16 protein-coding genes are annotated in these 17,644 nt (G+C 72.3%); 10 read left to right on the top strand and 6 right to left on the bottom strand.

Annotated elements, in window-relative coordinates; all coding sequences use genetic code 11:
- Positions 1–20: 20 nt before the first annotated feature.
- A complete protein-coding gene (locus LNW72_RS08810) occupies positions 21–986 on the bottom strand; it encodes a TetR/AcrR family transcriptional regulator C-terminal domain-containing protein (protein WP_250974899.1) in 966 nt (321 codons plus the stop codon).
- Positions 987–1,239: 253 nt separating this feature from the next.
- On the opposite strand from LNW72_RS08810, the gene LNW72_RS08805 reads away from it, so the two are divergent.
- Positions 1,240–2,892, top strand: coding sequence for an MFS transporter (locus LNW72_RS08805; RefSeq protein ID WP_250974898.1), 1,653 nt, complete (start codon positions 1,240–1,242; stop codon positions 2,890–2,892).
- Here LNW72_RS08805 and LNW72_RS08800 read toward each other — a convergent pair.
- From LNW72_RS08800 to LNW72_RS08790, 3 genes are all read right to left on the bottom strand, one after another.
- On the bottom strand, positions 2,820–3,869 hold the full coding sequence (locus LNW72_RS08800; protein WP_250974897.1) for a phosphatidylinositol-specific phospholipase C domain-containing protein: 1,050 nt from the start codon (positions 3,867–3,869) through the stop codon (positions 2,820–2,822). The genes LNW72_RS08805 and LNW72_RS08800 overlap by 73 nt on opposite strands.
- A 117-nt stretch (positions 3,870–3,986) precedes the next feature.
- Positions 3,987–4,850: an MBL fold metallo-hydrolase gene (locus LNW72_RS08795; RefSeq protein WP_250974896.1), complete on the bottom strand. Its 864-nt coding sequence runs from the start codon at positions 4,848–4,850 to the stop codon at positions 3,987–3,989.
- A 9-nt stretch (positions 4,851–4,859) separates the two neighbouring features.
- Positions 4,860–5,885 carry an MsnO8 family LLM class oxidoreductase gene (locus LNW72_RS08790; RefSeq protein WP_250974895.1) on the bottom strand — a complete coding sequence of 342 codons (1,026 nt, stop codon included), beginning with the start codon at positions 5,883–5,885 and terminating at the stop codon, positions 4,860–4,862.
- A gap of 146 nt (positions 5,886–6,031) precedes the next feature.
- On the opposite strand from LNW72_RS08790, the gene LNW72_RS08785 reads away from it, so the two are divergent.
- Complete coding sequence (locus LNW72_RS08785; RefSeq protein ID WP_250974894.1) at positions 6,032–7,429, top strand: NADP-dependent succinic semialdehyde dehydrogenase; 1,398 nt, start codon at positions 6,032–6,034, stop codon at positions 7,427–7,429.
- A 194-nt stretch (positions 7,430–7,623) separates the two neighbouring features.
- Complete coding sequence (locus LNW72_RS08780) at positions 7,624–8,283, top strand: LAETG motif-containing sortase-dependent surface protein (protein ID WP_250974893.1); 660 nt, start codon at positions 7,624–7,626, stop codon at positions 8,281–8,283.
- Between the two features lie 100 nt (positions 8,284–8,383).
- On the opposite strand, the gene LNW72_RS08775 is transcribed toward LNW72_RS08780, so the two are convergent.
- Positions 8,384–8,842: a nuclear transport factor 2 family protein gene (locus LNW72_RS08775; protein ID WP_250974892.1), complete on the bottom strand. Its 459-nt coding sequence runs from the start codon at positions 8,840–8,842 to the stop codon at positions 8,384–8,386.
- A gap of 185 nt (positions 8,843–9,027) precedes the next feature.
- On the opposite strand from LNW72_RS08775, the gene LNW72_RS08770 reads away from it, so the two are divergent.
- The 7 genes from LNW72_RS08770 (at position 9,028) to LNW72_RS08740 (ending at position 16,301) form a co-directional block, all read left to right on the top strand.
- Positions 9,028–11,667, top strand: a complete 2,640-nt coding sequence (locus LNW72_RS08770) for an alpha/beta fold hydrolase (RefSeq protein ID WP_250974891.1) — start codon at positions 9,028–9,030, stop codon at positions 11,665–11,667.
- Positions 11,664–12,557: an ABC transporter permease gene (locus tag LNW72_RS08765; protein WP_250974890.1), complete on the top strand. Its 894-nt coding sequence runs from the start codon at positions 11,664–11,666 to the stop codon at positions 12,555–12,557. The genes LNW72_RS08770 and LNW72_RS08765 overlap by 4 nt, the downstream gene beginning before the upstream one ends.
- Positions 12,558–12,690: 133 nt before the next feature.
- Positions 12,691–14,046, top strand: coding sequence for an esterase-like activity of phytase family protein (locus LNW72_RS08760; protein WP_374117404.1), 1,356 nt, complete (start codon positions 12,691–12,693; stop codon positions 14,044–14,046).
- Between the two features lie 80 nt (positions 14,047–14,126).
- Positions 14,127–14,312, top strand: coding sequence for a hypothetical protein (locus tag LNW72_RS08755; RefSeq protein ID WP_138353079.1), 186 nt, complete (start codon positions 14,127–14,129; stop codon positions 14,310–14,312).
- Positions 14,313–14,375: 63 nt separating this feature from the next.
- On the top strand, positions 14,376–14,918 hold the full coding sequence (locus tag LNW72_RS08750) for an MOSC domain-containing protein (RefSeq protein WP_250974888.1): 543 nt from the start codon (positions 14,376–14,378) through the stop codon (positions 14,916–14,918).
- 1 nt (position 14,919) lies between these two features.
- Positions 14,920–15,501, top strand: a complete 582-nt coding sequence (locus tag LNW72_RS08745) for an NADAR family protein (RefSeq protein ID WP_250974887.1) — start codon at positions 14,920–14,922, stop codon at positions 15,499–15,501.
- 383 nt (positions 15,502–15,884) lie between these two features.
- Positions 15,885–16,301 carry a hypothetical protein gene (locus LNW72_RS08740; RefSeq protein ID WP_250974886.1) on the top strand — a complete coding sequence of 139 codons (417 nt, stop codon included), beginning with the start codon at positions 15,885–15,887 and terminating at the stop codon, positions 16,299–16,301.
- Between the two features lie 19 nt (positions 16,302–16,320).
- Here LNW72_RS08740 and LNW72_RS08735 read toward each other — a convergent pair whose 3' ends face one another.
- Positions 16,321–17,577 (bottom strand): DUF4032 domain-containing protein, encoded by a 1,257-nt coding sequence (locus tag LNW72_RS08735; RefSeq protein ID WP_250974885.1) that lies wholly within the window; start codon positions 17,575–17,577, stop codon positions 16,321–16,323.
- Positions 17,578–17,644 lie beyond the last annotated feature (67 nt).

Genomic DNA, 17,644 nt, shown 5'->3' with positions numbered 1-17,644 from the left:
TATGCGGCGGCGGGGACCCGTTACCGGGTGACGAAGACCTCGATGCCGTCGAGCAGGCGGCGCAGCCCGAACTCGAAGATCGTGTCGAGACTGATCTCCAGGTCGTGGCGCCCGGCGAGGGAGGAGTACATGGGGAACCGGCCCGACGCCACGATCGCCCGCATCGCCGCGTCGTTGGCGTCCAGATACTGCTGGCTGGTGATCCCGGTGGCGTGCTCGGCCTCCGCCTCGGCCTCCAGGTTCACCGCCGTGCCCCGGGCGTAGTTCACCATCGTGACCGCCACATGGATCATATCGGCCGGATCGAGGTGGTCCAGTGCGCGCATGGACCACTCGACGACCGCCATCGCGTTGGGCACCAGCGGTGGCCTGGTCGTCGACATCACCTGCGCCAGCCACGGGTGGCGGCGGTACATCTCCCACTGCAGCCGGGTGCCCTGCTCCAGCCGGTCCCGCCAGCCGGACGGTCCCGGCTCGGGCAGTTCTGCCCGGCCGGCCGCCTCGTCGGCCATCAGCACGACGAGTTCGTCCTTGCCCGGCACATGGCGGTAGAGCGCCATCGCGGCCACGCCGAGCTCGGCGGCGACCCGGCGCATGGACGCTGCCTGCAGTCCCTCCGCGTCGGCGATCGCGATCGCGGCGAGCACGATCCGTTCGCGCGTCAGCTCCCCGTCGGACGGACGGGCCGGACGCGGCTGCCGTACCGGCCGGGCGGGCTGCGCGGCCCGGGCCGCCGGGGGTGACGAATGGGGGCCGCGTTCCGCGACGACGGTGCCGATGCCGGCCAGCGCCTGGACCAGGCCTTCCTGGCGCAGGGTGGTGAGGGCCTTGGTGGCGGTCGCCATCGCGACGCCGAACTCCTGGGTGATCCCCCGGGTCGAGGGCACCCGGTCGCCCGGGGCCAGTTCGCCGGCCGCGATGCGGCGGCGGATCTCGCCGACGATCCGGAGATAGGGCGGTTCCGCGGAGGCGGCGGACCGGATCACGGAGATCTCCCTCGTCGGCGGGCGGGAACGGCGTCAAAGCGTACTAGTGCACCGACGCCACCGAGGCTAGCAGGGTGACCACGGCGGACGGCCTGGCACGCCGCCGGAAGGCCCCGCCGGCCGGCCGCACTACCACGGTGAACTAGTGCAGTGGGTGCCGAAAACCGTGCCGGACAAGGGTTGTTGCAGCGTGCTGGTCGGCGTGTACGGTGTTGGAAATACAGTGTACGCACCAGACGGGGAGAGGCATCAGATGCCGGACGCACTGCCAGAAACGACCATCCCTGACGCGAGCGGCGGACGCCGGGCGGGCCGCCGCGAGTGGATCGGATTCAGCATCCTGCTGCTGCCCCTGCTGCTGGTCTCGATGGACGTCTCGGTGCTGTACTTCGCCGTGCCGTTCATCAGCCGTGAACTGGAGCCGTCCGGCACCCAACAACTGTGGATCTTCGACATCTACGGTTTCGTCCTGGCCGGGCTGCTCATCACGATGGGCTCCCTCGGCGACCGGATCGGCCGCCGCAAGCTGCTGCTCATGGGCGCCACCGCGTTCGGTGCGGCGTCCCTGCTCGCCGCGTACTCGCCCAGCGCCGGGGCGCTCATCGCGGCCCGCTCGCTGCTCGGCATCGGCGGCGCGACCCTGATGCCCTCGACCCTGGCGCTGATCCGCAACCTGTTCCACGACGCGAAGCAGCGCGCCACGGCGATCGGCATCTGGTCGGGAGCCATGGCGGGCGGCATCGCCATCGGACCGGTCCTCAGCGGAATCCTGCTGGAGCACTTCTGGTGGGGATCGGTCTTCCTGATCAACATCCCGGCGATGGTCCTGCTGCTGATCCTGGCGCCGCTGCTGCTGCCGGAGTTCAAGCACCCGCGCCCCGGCCGCTTCGACCTGCCGAGCGCGGTCCTGTCCATGGGCACCCTGCTGCCGGTGATCTACGGCATCAAGGAGCTGGCCAGGGACGGTTACGCGCCGGTGCCGGTGCTGGCCGTCGTGGCCGGCCTGCTGCTCGGCGCGGTCTTCGTCCACCGCCAGCGCCGCCGCCCCGACCCGCTGATCGACCTCACGCTGTTCCGCCGGCGCGCCTTCAGCGGCTCCATCGCGGTGAACGTCCTGGCCATGTTCGCCACCGTGGGCTTCGCCATCTTCCTGACGCAGTACCTGCAGTCGGTGCTCGGCATGAGTCCGCTGCGGGCCGCGCTGTGGGCGCTGGTGCCGTCCTTCGTGGTCGGCGCGACCGCTCCGCTGGCACCCGGTCTCGCCGGGCGCGGAGTCGACCGGGCCGTCATCATGTGCGCCGGGTTCCTGCTGGCCGCCGCCGGGTTCTCCGCCCTGACCCTGGTGGGGACGGACACCCCGCTGTGGTGGCTGCTGGTGGCGTCGAGCGGCTACGCCGCCGGGCTGGTCCTGGTGATGGCGCTGGTCACCGAGATGGTCATCGGCGTCGCACCGCCCGAGCGGGCGGGTTCCGCCTCGGCCCTGCTGGAGTCGGCCACCGAACTCGGCGGCGCGCTCGGCATGGCGGTGCTGGGCAGCATCGGCAACGCCGTCTACCGCCGGGACATCACGGACGCCCTGCCGCCGGGACTGTCGCCCGACGCGCTGCACACCGTCCGTGAGACCCTGGGCAGCGCCCAGGCGGCGGCCGCGCTGCTGCCCGGCCGGACCGGTGACGCCGTACTGGGCGCTGCGCGCGACGCGTTCGTCGGCGGACTGCACGCCGCCGCCATCGGCGCCGCGGTGGTGTGCGCCGCGGCGGCCGCCCTCGCGCTGTACGCGCTGCGGGACGTGCCGGCCGCGCCGCTCACCACCGTGGCGGATCCGGAAGCGGGTCAGCCGCGCGGGTACACCGAGGACAGTACGGACGGCAGCGCGTACCAGTCGGCGGTCACCAGGCTGCCGTGACGGGCGGCGACCTGCGCGGCCTTGGCCCGCGCCTCGGCCTCCGTCGGATGGGTGCCGTCGATGGCGGGCGCCACCTTGTTCACGTCCGTCATCACCACGATGTAGTGCCTGTTGTCGTACCAGGCGGTGTCGATCCCGCCGTCCACATAGGCGGCGGCGTCACCGTCGAAGAACACGAACCACGGCCTGAGCGTCGCGTCCGGGTAGCGGGAGGTCCGCGGGTCGGCCGCCGCGGCGCCGTGCACGGCGGGGAACGCGGTCGCCTGGGACAGCGTTCCGGCGGCGGCGAGGTTCCGCAGCCGGGTCGCGTACTCCTTGTCGGTCCACAGGCTGTCGAACGGGTTGCTCTCCTCGACCGTGCCGGGTATCAGGTCGACGAGGAACTTGCCCGCCAGCGCGGCCCGGGTCGGCCAGGCGCCCGCGAGCGCCGCCGCGTCGAGGGTGCCGTGCCCGCCCACCAGGTCCGCCGGGCGGTACAGGGCGTTGCCGAGCTTGCTGCCCACCAGGGCGTCGAACTCGTCGGGGCCCAGGCCGCCCTTGTCGTTGAAGCCGTCCTTCATCTCCACCTTGAGCAGCACCGGGGCGTGTCCGGGGTGCGCGTCGCTCCACGCCTTGATGTCGGCGAAGCAGCCGTCGAGGCCCTGGTTGACCGGCTTGACGCGCAGCTGGGAGGCGTTGGCGGCGTTCTCGCAGTTGTTGTCGTTGCCGAAGGGGTTGCTGTGCGAGACACGGAACTTCGCGCCGCCCAGCGCGTTGGTCCAGACGTCCAGTTCCAGCAGCGCGGCACCGGAGTCCAGCGCGTCGGCGAAGTACGGGTACTTGGCCTTGTCGTACGCGTTGTGCACACCCACCCCGGTGCTGCCGGAGTAGGGGAGGGTGTCGGTGCCCGCCGCCTGCGATCCGGTCGGGACGAGAAGGGTCAGTGCCGCCGCCGCGGCGAGTGCCGCCGCTGCCGATGTGCGTCCGAACATGCGCATGAGCCGCCTCCCATAGAGAGCAAGTGGGAAGCAGGTTAGGGGAGTTGTGCTGCCGCAGGGTGATCGCGAGACGACCGGACGTGAACTACTCGGTGCCGGAAGCCAACGAGGACGGCGCTAACCCGTGATGTCCACGATGAAGTTGTCAAAAATGTGCGCACCAGGGCGGCCGCCGGTCTCGGTGAGCGCCGTCCGCAGGGCGGTCAACTGCCCGACGGTCAGCTGCAGCGGCGGCTCGTCCGGCTGGTACGTGGTGCCGCGCGGATACGCGTCACCAGGAGCGGTGGTCATCTCGATGTGGCAGCCCAGGACGTGGGTCACCGGTCGGGTGGCGCAGAAGTCGAGCAGCCGGTCGACGGTGGCGGTGAACGCGGCGGGGTCCTGGACGTAGAGCATGCCCGGGTAGAAGGAGTCACCGGTCAGCAGCAGACCGGTGGCGCGGTCGTAGAGGACGACGGCCGCCTCCTGGTGGCCGGGGCCGGGGATCACGTCCAGGATCCGGCCGCCGCCGAGGTCCAGTTCGGCCCGGGTGTCCGGCCAGCCCGCCAGGCCGAAGAAGTCGATGACGTCCGGCAGACCGGTCCCCACCACGGTGGTGTCCGGGCGGCCGGTGAACTGGCCGTCGGCCGCGATGTGGTCACCGTGGCCGTGGGTGTGGGCGACCAGCAGCCCGTAGCCCGGCCGGGGATGGCGTACGAGCCAGTCCTCGATCGCCGCGTCGACCGTGCGGCGCAGCGGGAAGTACCGCTCGTCCGACGTGGCCCCGGTGTCCAGCAGCAGCGCCCGGTCCGCGCCGAGGAACAGGAACACGAACGGCGCCTCGAAGTGCACCGACATGTTCTGCCGCAGGATCAGCGTGCTCTCGTCGTACGCGTGCACCTGGATCTCCGGTGCGGGGTCGTGCTTCGCCGACGGCCAGCCGGCGTGCCACCGGACGTCGAGGTCTCCCGGCCCGGCCGGCGGCCCGCTGAACTCGTTCATGGGGCGACGCTACAGGGCGCCCGCCGGGGCGCCGAGGCCCGCCGCCACGGCCAGCCGGCCGAAGGAGTCGAGCAGTTCCGCGCGGTCGAAGGTACTGGTGGTCAGCATGAGCTCGTCGGCGCCGGTGCGGCCCACGAGAGCGCCCAGCGCCGCGGCCACCTCGTCGCCGGTCCCGTGGAGCTGGCCCTCCAGCGCCGCGTCGAAGTACGAGCGCTCCCGCGCGGACATCTCCAGCGACTCCACCTCCGCCGTCGGCAGCAGCGGCGGGAAGGCCCCATGGGTGCGGGAGTACGCGCTCGACCAGGCCTCGGACAGCAGCAGCCGGCGCGCGCCCGCCGGCGACGCGGCGGCCGCGGCGTTCACGGACACCACGACGTACGGCTCCGCCGACCAGGCGGAGGCACGGAAACCGTCCCGGTACCGCTCGATGGCGCGCAGCATCGGCTCCTCGCCGCGGACGGCGCCGATCACCAGCGGCAGCCCCAGCGCCGCCGCATGATCGGCCCCTGAGCCGGTGGCCAGCACGAACGCGGGGGGCCGCAGGCCCTCGGCCGGCCAGGCGTGCACCTCCGGGTGCACCCGCTGCTCGCCGGTGAACCAGCCGAGCAGCTCCGTCAGCTGCGCGCCGAAGTCCTCGGCGGCCTCCTTGTCACGGCCCAGCGCCCGCCGGATGCCGTCGGTGAACCCGACCGACCGGCCCAGGCCCATGTCGACGCGGCCGGGGAAGAGCGCCTCCAGGACGCCGAACTGCTCCGCCACCACCAGCGGCCGGTGATTGGGCAGCATCACGCCGCCCGTACCGACCCGGATCCGCGAGGTGGCGGCCGCGACGGCCGCCGCCAGCACGGTCGGTGCCGAACCGGCCACTCCGGGCACACTGTGGTGCTCCGAGACCCAGAACCGGTGGTAGCCGAGCGTCTCGGCCTGCCGGGCGAAGCGGACGGTGTCCCGCAGCGCCTGGGAATGGCTCTGTCCCTGGCGGGTGCGCGACCGGTCAAGGATGGACAGCGGGATGTCTCGGAGTGCTGATGTCACCTTCGGTTCAACGCCGTGGATCACTGAGGATTCCCGGCCCGGATCCGCCGTCCGGCCCCCGGTGGCGCGGCGCCGGTGCCGAATGCGGGTTCATACGCGAAAATGGGGCAAACGATCAGGACAGCCGAGCCCCAGGAGGCATTGCCGTGCCGATCGCGACCGTGAACCCGGCGACGGGCGAGACGCTCAGGACGTTCGAGGCCCTCGGGACCGCAGGGGTCGAGGAGAAGCTCGCCCTGGCCGACGCCGCCTTCCGCCAGTACCGCACCACCTCCTTCGACGAGCGCGCCGAGCTGATGCGCCGCGCGGCCGCGCTGCTGGAGGAGGAGGGCGATGACATCGCCCGCACCATGACCACCGAGATGGGCAAGACGCTGGTCGCCGCCCGCGCGGAGGCCGCCAAGTGCGCCAAGGCCATGCGCTGGTACGCGGAGCGTGCCGAGGGGCTGCTGGCCGACGAGCACCCGGAGCCGGCCGACGTCAAGGACTCCGGCGGCAGCCGCGCCTTTGTGCGCTACCGCCCGCTGGGTGTGGTGCTGGCCGTCATGCCGTGGAACTTCCCGCTCTGGCAGGTGGTCCGGTTCGCCGCGCCGGCCCTGATGGCGGGCAACACCGGCCTGCTCAAACACGCCTCGAACGTTCCGCAGACCGCGCTCTACCTGGGCGACCTGTTCCACCGCGCGGGATTCCCCGAGGGGTGCTTCCAGACGCTGCTGATCGGATCCGGCGCCGTCGAGGAGATCCTGCGCGACCCGCGGATCGTGGCGGCGACCCTGACCGGCAGCGAGCCGGCCGGCCGCGCGGTGGCCGCGACCGCCGGTGACGTCGTCAAGCACACCGTGCTGGAACTCGGCGGCAGTGACCCGTACGTGGTCATGCCGTCCGCCGACGTCGCGCGGGCCGCGAAGACCGCGGTCACCGCCCGGGTGCAGAACAACGGGCAGTCCTGCATCGCGGCCAAGCGCTTCATCGTGCACGCCGACGTGTACGACGAGTTCGCCGCGCTCTTCACCGAGGCGATGGCCGCCCTGCGGATCGGCGACCCGATGGACGAGTCCACCGACGTCGGGCCGCTCGCCACCGAACAGGGCCGGGCCGACCTGGAGGAACTCGTCACCGACGCCGAGAAGCTCGGCGCGACGGCGCTCTGCGGCGGGCAGCGCCCCGCGTCGCAGGCGGCGGGCTGGTTCTACGAGCCGACGGTGCTCGCGGGCATCACCGAGCGGATGCGCATCCATCACGAGGAGGCGTTCGGCCCGGTGGCCACCCTCTACAAGGCCGCGGATCTCGACGAGGCGGTGCGGCTGGCCAACGACACGCCCTTCGGCCTCAGCTCCAACGTCTGGACCCGGGACGAAGCCGAACAGGACCGCTTCGTAAGGGACCTGGAGGCGGGCGGCGTCTTCTTCAACGGCATGACCGCCTCCCACCCGGCCATGCCGTTCGGCGGGGTGAAGCGGTCCGGCTACGGGCGCGAGCTGTCCGGGCACGGCATCCGCGAGTTCTGCAACATCACCACGGTGTGGCACAGCGCGGCCTCCTGACCGCCTGCCGGCCGACCGCCTGCCGATCCGTCCGTGACCCCCGGTGCCCCTGTGGCGCCGGGGGTCACGGCTGAGCAGGTGCGGACATGACACCTGGGGCGGTGTCGGGACGCGGGAGGGGTGGGTGTAGGGTCCGCGTCTCGCACATGCGCGGCTGAACGGGGCTGCCGCCCAGGGATGTTCATGGAGGATTCATGCAGATAAAGCACCACGGCCGGGTTCGTACCGGTGCGATAGCCGCTGTCAGTTTCGCGGCACTTGTCGGAACGGGCGTTCTCGCCACTCCGGCATCGGCGCACACGCCGGTCTGGTCGGTTACCTGCGACAAGGTCACCGTCGACCTCACGCAGTACAACAGCAGGGTCGAGAACACCGTCACGATCACCGTGGACGGCAAGGACCTGCTGGCGACGACCAGCTTCAAGAGCAAGTTCCACAAGACGCTGGAGCTGGCTAAGCACGGTCAGGACGTGTCCGTGCACCTCGTCGTCAAGGCGGGCGACACGACCGCCAAGCACAACTTCGACAAGGACGAGACCAAGACGGTCGCGCCCTGCAAGGGTGACGAGTCCACGCCGCCCACCACGACGCCGACCACTCCGGCGACGACGACGCCGACCACCCCGGCGACCACGACTCCGGGTACGCCGACCACCCCGGCCACCACGCCTTCGGCCTCGCCGACGTCGAGCGCCCCCGTCGTCGCGCCGAGCCAGTCCACCCCGCCGACCAACCTGGCGGAGACCGGTGGTTCCAGCTCCACGCCGATCATCGGCGGCATCGCCGCGGCCGTCGTGGCCGCCGGTGCGGGTCTGCTCTTCATGAACCGGAAGCGCCGCTCCTCGCACAGCTGATCCACCAGTTCCCACCCGCAGGCGGAATCCCCGTAGCGCGTCGGAGGGCCCGCACTCCTGGACTGTCCAGGGGTGCGGGCCCTTCTCGTGGGCCGCGGTGTCAGCCCTTCGGCCGGCCGGGCGCGCTCGGCGCGAAGTGCATGTAGGACTTCTCCTGGAGGCGTTCAGCGATGCGCCAGGCGCCGTCGACACGGACGAAAGCATCGATGTACCACATACCGCAGTGCAGCACCCCGCCGTCCGCCGCGCCCTGCTCGCCGGGCAGGACCAGCGGGTTGTGACACATGGTGCGACCGGTCGCGGTGTCGCCGTCGAGCCGGATCGAGGCGTTGCCCAGGAGGTGCTGGTAGGCGGGGAACCGCCCCATCACGGAGCCGAGGAAGTCCTTGATCTCCGGGAGGGTGCCGCGGGGCCCGCCGGTCGCGGTGTAGTCGATGACGGCGCCCGCCGCGAACACCTCGTCGAGCAGGTCCCATTGCCGGGTGTCGACGGCGTGGCAGTAGTCGACCATCAGGTCCTGTATCTCCAGCCGGTCGGAGATTTCGGTGAGCGTCAGCATGCGGCTCCCGGTACTTCGCGGCCCCCGAGGGGCCGTTGGGCGGTCGGAACCGCCATGGATCGCACGGGCCGATCGAGAAGTCAAGGGAGGCGGCCGTCCGAGACCGCTGCCCGGTGTCTGTGAATACGCGGGGAATCCGGCGGCCGGTTCGAGGCCGGCCGGAGGGGCGACCGTAGGATCGGGCCATGGATCTTCGACTGCCGCGGCGCAAGCGGTTGCTCACCGGCGCGGTGGTGCTCGCCCTGCTCGGTGGCGCCGGAACGTGGGCGGTGGCGTCGTCGGCCGCCTCGTCCGGCACCGCCGTGCACCAGGAGAACGCGATGCTCCCCGGGCAGGGGGAACGGCTCGACACGTCGTTCTTCACCTCCGGCGGGACGCAGCGCCGCCCCGCCGTGCTGCTCGGACACGGCTTCGGCGGCAGCAAGGACGACATGCGCGACCAGGCCGAGGACCTGGCGCGCCAGGGCTACGCCGTGCTCACCTGGTCCGCCCGCGGCTTCGGGAAGTCCACGGGCACCATCGGCCTCAACGCGCCGGACGGTGAGGTCGCCGATGTGAGCCGGCTCGTCGACTGGCTCGCCAAGCGGCCCGAGGTGCGGCTCGACGCGGCGGGCGACCCCCGGGTCGGGGTCGCCGGGGCGTCGTACGGCGGGGCGATCTCACTGCTCGCCGCGGGGTACGACCGGCGGATCGACGCCATCGCCCCGCAGATCACCTACTGGAACCTCGCCGACTCGCTCTTCCCCGGCGGCGTCTACAAGAAGCTCTGGGCCGGGATCTTCTTCTCCAGCGGCGCACGGGCCGGCGATCCGGCGTGCGGACGCTTCGCCCCGGCCGTGTGCGCGATGTACCAGCGGGTCGCCGTCGCCGGGAAGCCCGACGCGGACGCCCGCACCATGCTGGACAAGCTCAGCCCGTCCGCCGTCGCGGACCGCATCAAGGTGCCGACCCTGATCGTGCAGGGGCAGAGCGACTCGCTCTTCCCACTCGGCCAGGCCGACGCCATGGCGAAGGCGATCACCGCGAACGGCGCGCCCGTCGACGTCGACTGGATCTCCGGCGGCCACGACGGCGGCGACCTGGAGACCGCCCGGGTGGAGGGCCGTATCGCCGCCTGGTTCGACCGCTACCTCAAGGGCGACACCGCGGCCGGCACCGGACCGGCCTTCCGGGTGACCCGCACCGGCGGGGTGAACTCCACGGACGGCCGGGCCGTGTTGCGCGGCGCGACCGCGGACCGCTACCCGGGCCTGGCCGGCACCTCGTCGCGCACGGTCACCCTCGCCGGCGGCGAGCAGACCATCGCCAACCCGGCGGGCGGCAGCCCGCCCGCGATCTCCTCGCTCCCGGGCATCGGCGGCCTCTCCCAGCTGTCCAGCCTCGGCGCCGGCATCTCGCTGGACTTCCCCGGCCAGTCGGCGCACTTCGACTCGGCCCCGCTCGCCTCCGGGATCCGCGTCACCGGCTCGCCCACCGTCACCGTGCGCGTCAGGACCGCGGCGGACGACGCGGTGCTCTTCGCGAAGCTCTACGACGTCGCCGCGGACGGCCGCCAGTCACTGCCCGCGCAACTCGTCACGCCGGTACGCGTCGCCGGCGCGGCCGACGGCAGGAGCGTGGAGCTGCGGCTGCCCGCCGTCGACCACCAGTTCGCGGCCGGCCACCGGCTGCGGCTCGTCCTGGCCAGTACCGACCTCGCCTACGCCTCACCGGCCCCGGCCGCCACGTACACGGTCTCGCTCAGCGCTCCCGCGCTGACGCTGCCGACCGACCCCGGGGTCGCCACCGCGGCCGCCGGGCTGCCGTGGTGGACCTGGGGCATGCCGCTCGGCGCGGCCGTCGTCGCCGCGCTGCTGCTCCTCACCGGCCGCCGCCGGGTACGGACCCCGGCCCCCGACCCGGCGCTGTCCGGGGTACCGCTGCAGATCACCGACCTGAGCAAGAAGTACGCCAAGTCCGCCGACCGCTACGCCGTCCGCGATCTGACGTTCCGCGTCGAACGCGGCCAGGTGCTCGGACTCCTCGGCCCCAACGGCGCCGGAAAGACCACCACTCTGCGGATGCTGATGGGGCTGATCCGTCCCGACGGCGGCGAGATCCGGGTCTTCGGCGAGGCCATCAGGCCCGGTGCGCCGGTGCTGTCCCGGGTCGGCTCGTTCGTCGAGGGCGCGGGCTTCCTGCCGCACCTGTCGGGGCGCGCCAACCTCGACCTGTACTGGCAGGCCACCGGCCGGCCCGCGCAGGACGCGCACTTCGAGGAGGCGCTGGAGATCGCCGGCCTCGGTGACGCGCTGCGCCGGGCGGTCCGCACCTACTCGCAGGGCATGCGGCAGCGGCTCGCCATCGCGCAGGCGATGCTCGGCATGCCGGACCTGCTGATCCTGGACGAGCCGACCAACGGCCTCGACCCGCCGCAGATCCGCGAGATGCGCGAGGTCCTCATCCGGTACGCGGCCGAGGGCCGCACCGTGATCGTCTCCAGCCATCTGCTCGCCGAGGTCGAGCAGAGCTGCACCCACCTCGTCGTGATGGACCGCGGGCGGCTGATCACCGCGGGCCCGGTCGGGCAGATCACCGGCTCGGCCGACACCCTGCTCGTCGGGGTGGAGGGCGAACTGCCCGAAGGGGTCCTGGAGAAGGTCGCCGAGCTGCCGGGGCTGTCGGGCGCGGTGCGCGACGACGACGGCCTGCTCATCGCCCTCGACGGGATGACCGTCCCGCAACTCCTCGTCGAACTCGTCCGGCTGGACGTCCCGGTCACCCGGGTCGGACCGCACCGCCGCCTGGAGGACGCCTTCCTCACCCTCATCGGAGGCAACGCATGAGCGCCACCGCCCCGGCACCTTCCCCGTCCTCCGCCCCCGCCACCTCCACGGCCCCCGGCTACCACCCGCGCCGCACCCTGCCGCTGCGGGTGGAGGCCATGCGGCAGTTGCGGCGGCGGCGCACCCTCGTCGTCGGCGCGGTGCTCGCCGCACTGCCCTTCATCCTCATCGCGGCCTTCGCCATCGGCGGCCAGCCCGACGGCAGCGACAGCCGCAACGGGCCCTCCCTCATCGACACCGCGACCGCCTCCGGCGCCAACTTCGCCGCCACCTGCCTGTTCGTCTCGGCGGGCTTCCTGCTGGTGGTGCCGGTGGCGCTGTTCTGCGGCGACACCATCGCCTCGGAGGCCAGCTGGTCCTCGCTGCGCTATCTGCTGGCCGCGCCCGTACCCCGGATGCGGCTGCTCACCAGCAAGTTCCTGGTGGCGCTCGGCTTCAGCGCGGCGGCGATGCTGCTGCTGCCCGTCGTCGCCCTCGCGGCCGGCACCGTCGCCTACGGCTGGGGCGATCTGCAGATTCCCACCGGCGGGTCGCTGCCCTCCGGTACGGCGCTGCCGCGGCTGGGAATCGTCGTCGCGTTCATCTTCGTCAGCCAGCTGGTCACCGCGGCGCTCGCCTTCTGGCTCTCGACGATCACCGACGCCCCGCTCGGCGCCGTCGGCGGAGCCGTCGGGCTCACCATCGTCGGCAACGTCCTGGACGCCGTCACCGCGCTCGGCTCCTGGCGCGATCTGCTCCCCGCCCACTGGCAGTACGCCTGGGCCGACGCCCTCCAGCCGCACCTCGAATGGTCCGGCATGATCCAGGGCGCGGCGGTCTCCGTCTCCTACGCCCTGGTGCTCACCGCCCTCGCCTTCCGCGGATTCCGGACGAAGGACGTCGTGTCCTGAGCACCACGGCCTGACGCGGGGTGGCCGTTCGTCCAGTGCTGGGCGGGAGTTCACCGGGGCGTGGGCCCGCGTTGGGCCGGACCGCAGAGCCTTGGGGCGCCCGAAGTACCGGTGTTCTGGGGGAGGTCCGATGATGGAGCGTTTCGTGGGTGTCCGACGGGTCATGCGTCGTCCGGTCGCTGTGGTGATTCCGGTGGCCGCGCTCGCCGCCCTCGGACTGCCCGGCCAGGCCGAGGGCGCGCCCGCCGCGCACCGTCCGGCCGCCCGGGTCACCGGCACCGCCACGCTGCCCGCCATCGCGCTGGGGACGTTCAGCAACGACCTGCTGCCCGGCACGGTCGGGGACGACCGCGGGGTGAAGCTCGGCGGCATCGGCAGCGACATCTTCCCGGCGGGACGTCCCGGCGAGTACTGGACCGTCACCGACCGGGGCCCCAACGGCCAGATCAAGGTCGGCAAGGACAAGCGGCGCACGTTCCCCGTGTCCGGGTTCGACCCGGCGATCGTCAAGGTGAAGGTCGTCGGCGACACCCTCAAGGTGCTGACGGCGATCCCCATCACCACCTCGCACGGCGCGCCCGTCACCGGGCTGTCCGACCAGGCCTCGCGGGACGAGGCGCCCTTCACCTACGACGCGTCGACCCCGCTGGCGTTCAACCCGAACGGGCTCGACACCGAGGGCATCGTCCGGGCGGCCGACGGCACCTTCTGGCTCGTCGACGAGTACGGTCCCTCGCTGGTCCACGTCTCGGCGAAGGGCCGGGTGCTGACCCGGTACGTGCCCAAGGGGCTCGGGCTGACCGGCGCCGACTACCCGGTCGTCGAGTCGCTTCCGGCGATCCTGCTCCAGCGCAAGATCAACCGTGGCTTCGAGGGGCTCACCCTGCTGCCCGGCGGCGACCTGGTGATGGCCGTGCAGAGCCCGCTGTCCAACCCGGACAAGACCGCGGGCGAGACCTCGCTGACCACCCGACTGCTGCGCTTCTCACCGCGCCACCGGGCGGTCACCGCCGAGTACGTCTACCGCTTCGACCCGGTGAACGTCGTCGACCCGAGCGAGACCGACCCCTCCGAGCTGAAGATCTCCTCGGTCGTCGCCGTCGGCCGGGACCGGCTGCTCGTCGAGGAGCGCACCGACAAGGCGGCCCGGCTGCAGCTGGTCACGCTGCTCGGCCGGGACGACGTCCTCGGCCGGTCCTGGGACGACCCCGCGACCGCGCCCTCGCTGGAGCAACTGGCCGACCCGGCCGCGGCCGGGGTGCCGGTCCTGGCCAAGAAGCTCGTCGTGGACCTGAACACGGTCCCGGGCGTGCCGCTGAAGGTCGAGGGCGTCGCCGTCGTCGACCGCTCCACGCTCGTCCTGATCAACGACAACGACTTCGGCATGACGGACGGCCCGGGAGCGTTCGACGCCGCCGGACGCCTGGTCGACAGCGGTGTGCGGACTACCCTGGTACGTGTACGGCTGGACCGGCCGCTGCCCCGGTGAGCCGTGTGCGGGAACCAGGACGGACCACTGGGCGTTCTTCCTGACAAGCGCGGCATGTGCCGCGGACGGAGGCGGGGAAGATGTCCAATCGTGCGAAGCTCGCCATCGGCGGAGTGGGCATAGGGATCGTCCTGCTGATTCTGGGCGTCCCCTTCTGGCTCGCACTGCTGGTGGTCATCGGTGTACCGGTGGCCGCGTATCTGACGCTCGATCCCTCGCAGCGGCGTCGGCTCAAGAGGATCTCCCGCCGGGAAATAGGCCGCTGACCTGCCCCTCGCCGATAGTAGGGTGATCGTGGAATCATCCACCGGTCGAGGGGGAGACGGCTCATGGGCGGGACGGTCACGGCGGTCAGCCGCAGTGCGGAGCACCACTTCACCAAGCCGAACGAGGAGAGCATCCGGCTGCTCGCCGGTCTCGGTGTGGAGGGCGACGCCCACCTGGGCGTAACGGTCCAGCACCGGTCCCGCGTCGCCCAGGACCCGACGCAGCCCAACCTGCGCCAGGTCCATCTCCTCCACGCCGAGCTCTTCGACGAGCTGCGGACCGCCGGTTACGACATCGCCCCCGGCGACCTGGGCGAGAACGTCACCACCCGGCAGCTGGACCTGCTCGGCCTGCCGGTCGGCGCCCGGCTGCGGCTCGGCGCGGAGGCGGTCGTCGAGATCACCGGACTGCGCAACCCTTGCCTGCAGATCGAGCACTTCCGCACCGGCCTGCTCAAGGAAGTCGTCTTCCGCGACGAGGCGGGTGAGCTGATCCGCCGGGCCGGGATCATGGGCATCGTGCTCTCCGAGGGCGAGGTGCACCCCGGCGACCCGATCGAGGTCGAACTGCCCGAGGGCCCGCACCGGCCGCTGGAGCGTGTGTGACATGGCGGACGAGGACAGCACGGCAGCGGGTGTCCGCACCGTCGAGGACCTGATCGAGTACACCCGGCGCGGCCGGCGGGTGAAGTACGTCCACTTCTGGGGTCATCAGCCGCAGCGCGACGGCAGCGTCGGCGCCGGCTGCTTCAGCCAATGGTGGCCGTCGCCCTTCACCGTGAACGGAGTCGGGTACGCCACCGCCGAGCACTGGATGATGGCCGGCAAGGCCCGCCTCTTCGGCGACGCGGAGGCGGAGCGCGCCGCCGTGGCGGCCGTGCACCCCAAGGCCGCCAAGGCCGTGGGGCGTTCGGTACAGGGCTTCGACGACGCGACGTGGCAGCGGGAGCGCTTCGAGCTCGTCGTCGAGGGCAGCGTGGCCAAGTTCGGGCAGCACCCCGAGCTGCGGGACTATCTGCTCGGCACGAACGAGCGCGTGCTCGTCGAGGCCAGCCCGCTCGACCGGATCTGGGGCATCGGACTGGCCGGCGACGACGAACGCGCCCAGGACCCGGCCCGCTGGCGCGGTCTCAACCTGCTCGGCTTCGCGCTCATGGAGGCCCGCGCCCGGCTCGCCGACGAGAAGTAGCCACTGAGCGGACACCTGGACGGTGCGGGTGCCGGACGGTGCGGCTGCCGGGAGCCGGCGGAAATACCGTTGCGCGCGGTTCCCCCGGGTGCGAGCATCACGGTCATGATGATCCGAAAGGCCGGCCTCGCGACCGTCCGGTGATCGCGATGACCCCACACGCATTCGACCACCTGCCCTTCCCGGCCCGTATGCTGGCTGCGCCGTACGGTGACCACCGCCGCCGCCGGGGGCGACGGAGAACGGGCGGCGGCCGTCGCCCTCCTGCTGACCGAGATCGTCGCAGACCCGCGCCGGGCGGGCGGAACCGTCCCGCTGAAACTCGCTGACCACGCGTCGCGGCTGGTCTGGGAGGCGGCGCGCCGGACCGATCCGCGTCCCTGGTGCTGGACGTCCTCACCGACGCCCTGCTGCGCGCGGGACTGCGCCGCACCGCCACCTCCACCGCGCTGGACGCCGCGCTGACGGCGATGCGCGCGGGGGATCCGGCGCCCGACCGGTGGGACCGCTGGCTCGGCCTGGTCGCGGACCATCCGCACGGACTCGAACTGGGACAGCGGCAGTATCTCGATCACGGGCGCGAGCCGGTGCCTGCTGCCGTGCACGCGACGGTCGTGAGCCTGCGGGGCCGCGGTGCTCCCGCCGCCGGTCTCGTCGCCGTGGAGGTGGTCGGCGCGGCGGGCCGGAGCTCCGGATGGGAGGCCCCCTGGCCGGCCGAACTCGCGGCGCTGCGCGCGGACCCGCACCCGGGCGTCGCCGAATCGGCGCTCCTGGTGGACGTGGAGCGGGGTTCCGCCTGACAGCCTGACAGCCTGACGGCTACGGGCCGGTGGTCTCCGCATCGGTGGCGGGCTCGAGATGGCCCGCCGCCGAGCGGCCGGCGGCCGCGGCGCGTACGTAGTCCTCGATCGCGGCGTCGAGACCCACGTCGTGCTGGGCCTGCTCGGACAGGAACCAGCGGTGCTCCAGGAGCTCGTGGAACACCTGGGCGGTGTCCAGGGAGGCGCGCAGCTCCTGGGGGACCGCACGGACCGTCGGCCGGAAGACCTCGCGGACCCAGCGGTGCGCGAGGACCTCGGGCCGCGCGCCCAGCGGGTCGCCCGGCGTGTAGTCGTCCTGCGAGGCCATCCACGTCTCCAGGTCGTTCAGGAGACTGCGCGCCTGGTTCTCCTCGGCGTCCATGCCGGTCAGCCGCAGCAACTGCCGCTGGTGGTGGCCCGCGTCGACGACCTTGGGGAGGAATGTGACGGCGTCGCCGTCCGGCGACCGCTGGATCTGCATCTCGGCCACGTCGAACCCGAGCTCGTTCAGCCGGCGGATGCGCCGGTCGATGTAGTGCCGCTTGCCGACCGGATAGACCGACTCCCGGGTCAGCTCGTGCCACAGCTCCTCGTACCGGTCGGCGATCGCCTGGCCGAACAGGACCGGGTCGACCGACGGGTGCAGCGAGCCGCCCGCCTCCAGGTCCATCAGCTCGCCCGAGATGTTCACCCGGGCGACCTCGATGTCGTACTCGCGCTGCCCGCGCGTCAGCTTCGGCTGGATCTGGCCGGTCTCGGCGTCCACCAGATAGGCGGCGTACGCTCCGGCGTCCCGCCGGAAGAGCGTGTTGGAGAGGCTGCAGTCACCCCACGCGAAGCCGGTCAGGTGCAGCCGGACCAGCAGCACGGCGAGGGCGTCGAGGAGCCTGCTGACGGTGCCGGGCCGCATCGTCGTCTCGAACATCGACCGGTAGGGCAGCGAACCGTTGAGGTGCCGGGTGATCAGCACCGGCTCCAGCGGCTCCCCGTCCGCGCCGGTGCGGCCGGTCACCACCGCGACCGGGTCGACCGCGGGTATCGCCATCCGGTCGAGATCGCGCAGCAGCCCGTACTCGCGCACGGCGGCCCACTCGCCGACCTCCTTCACCGCGACGACCTCGTCGCCGGCCCGGGCGAACCGCACCACATGGCGCGAGATGCCGCGCGGCAGGGCGACCAGGTAGGCGTCGGGCCACTCCTCCAGCGGGATGCCCCAGGGCAGGTCGAGGAGGGCCGCCGGGTGTTCGGGCGCGGTCGCGGTGATCTGCAGCTCCATGACGCACCAGTGTGCGGCAGCCGCGGCGCGCCCGGACAGGCGGGTCGGGGAAACTCTCGGGGGCCGG

Source organism: Streptomyces sp. RKAG293 (assembly GCF_023701745.1).
In the GTDB taxonomy this organism is placed as follows: domain Bacteria; phylum Actinomycetota; class Actinomycetes; order Streptomycetales; family Streptomycetaceae; genus Actinacidiphila.
Note: the sequence above shows the minus strand (reverse complement) of the source record. Positions and strands in the feature narration are given on the sequence as shown.

Bases quoted from the DNA above. Each gene is read 5' to 3' on its own strand.
- LNW72_RS08775 (WP_250974892.1), bottom strand. From the start codon at position 8,842: ATGCTGACGCTCACCGAAATCTCCGACCGGCTGGAGATACAGGACCTG.
- LNW72_RS08765 (WP_250974890.1), top strand. From the start codon at position 11,664: ATGAGCGCCACCGCCCCGGCACCTTCCCCGTCCTCCGCCCCCGCCACC.
- LNW72_RS08750 (WP_250974888.1), top strand. From the start codon at position 14,376: ATGGGCGGGACGGTCACGGCGGTCAGCCGCAGTGCGGAGCACCACTTC.
- LNW72_RS08770 (WP_250974891.1), top strand. From the start codon at position 9,028: ATGGATCTTCGACTGCCGCGGCGCAAGCGGTTGCTCACCGGCGCGGTG.
- LNW72_RS08745 (WP_250974887.1), top strand. From the start codon at position 14,920: ATGGCGGACGAGGACAGCACGGCAGCGGGTGTCCGCACCGTCGAGGAC.
- LNW72_RS08735 (WP_250974885.1), bottom strand. From the start codon at position 17,577: ATGGAGCTGCAGATCACCGCGACCGCGCCCGAACACCCGGCGGCCCTC.
- LNW72_RS08760 (WP_374117404.1), top strand. From the start codon at position 12,691: ATGGAGCGTTTCGTGGGTGTCCGACGGGTCATGCGTCGTCCGGTCGCT.
- LNW72_RS08780 (WP_250974893.1), top strand. From the start codon at position 7,624: ATGCAGATAAAGCACCACGGCCGGGTTCGTACCGGTGCGATAGCCGCT.
- LNW72_RS08805 (WP_250974898.1), top strand. From the start codon at position 1,240: ATGCCGGACGCACTGCCAGAAACGACCATCCCTGACGCGAGCGGCGGA.
- LNW72_RS08795 (WP_250974896.1), bottom strand. From the start codon at position 4,850: ATGAACGAGTTCAGCGGGCCGCCGGCCGGGCCGGGAGACCTCGACGTC.
- LNW72_RS08800 (WP_250974897.1), bottom strand. From the start codon at position 3,869: ATGCGCATGTTCGGACGCACATCGGCAGCGGCGGCACTCGCCGCGGCG.
- LNW72_RS08755 (WP_138353079.1), top strand. From the start codon at position 14,127: ATGTCCAATCGTGCGAAGCTCGCCATCGGCGGAGTGGGCATAGGGATC.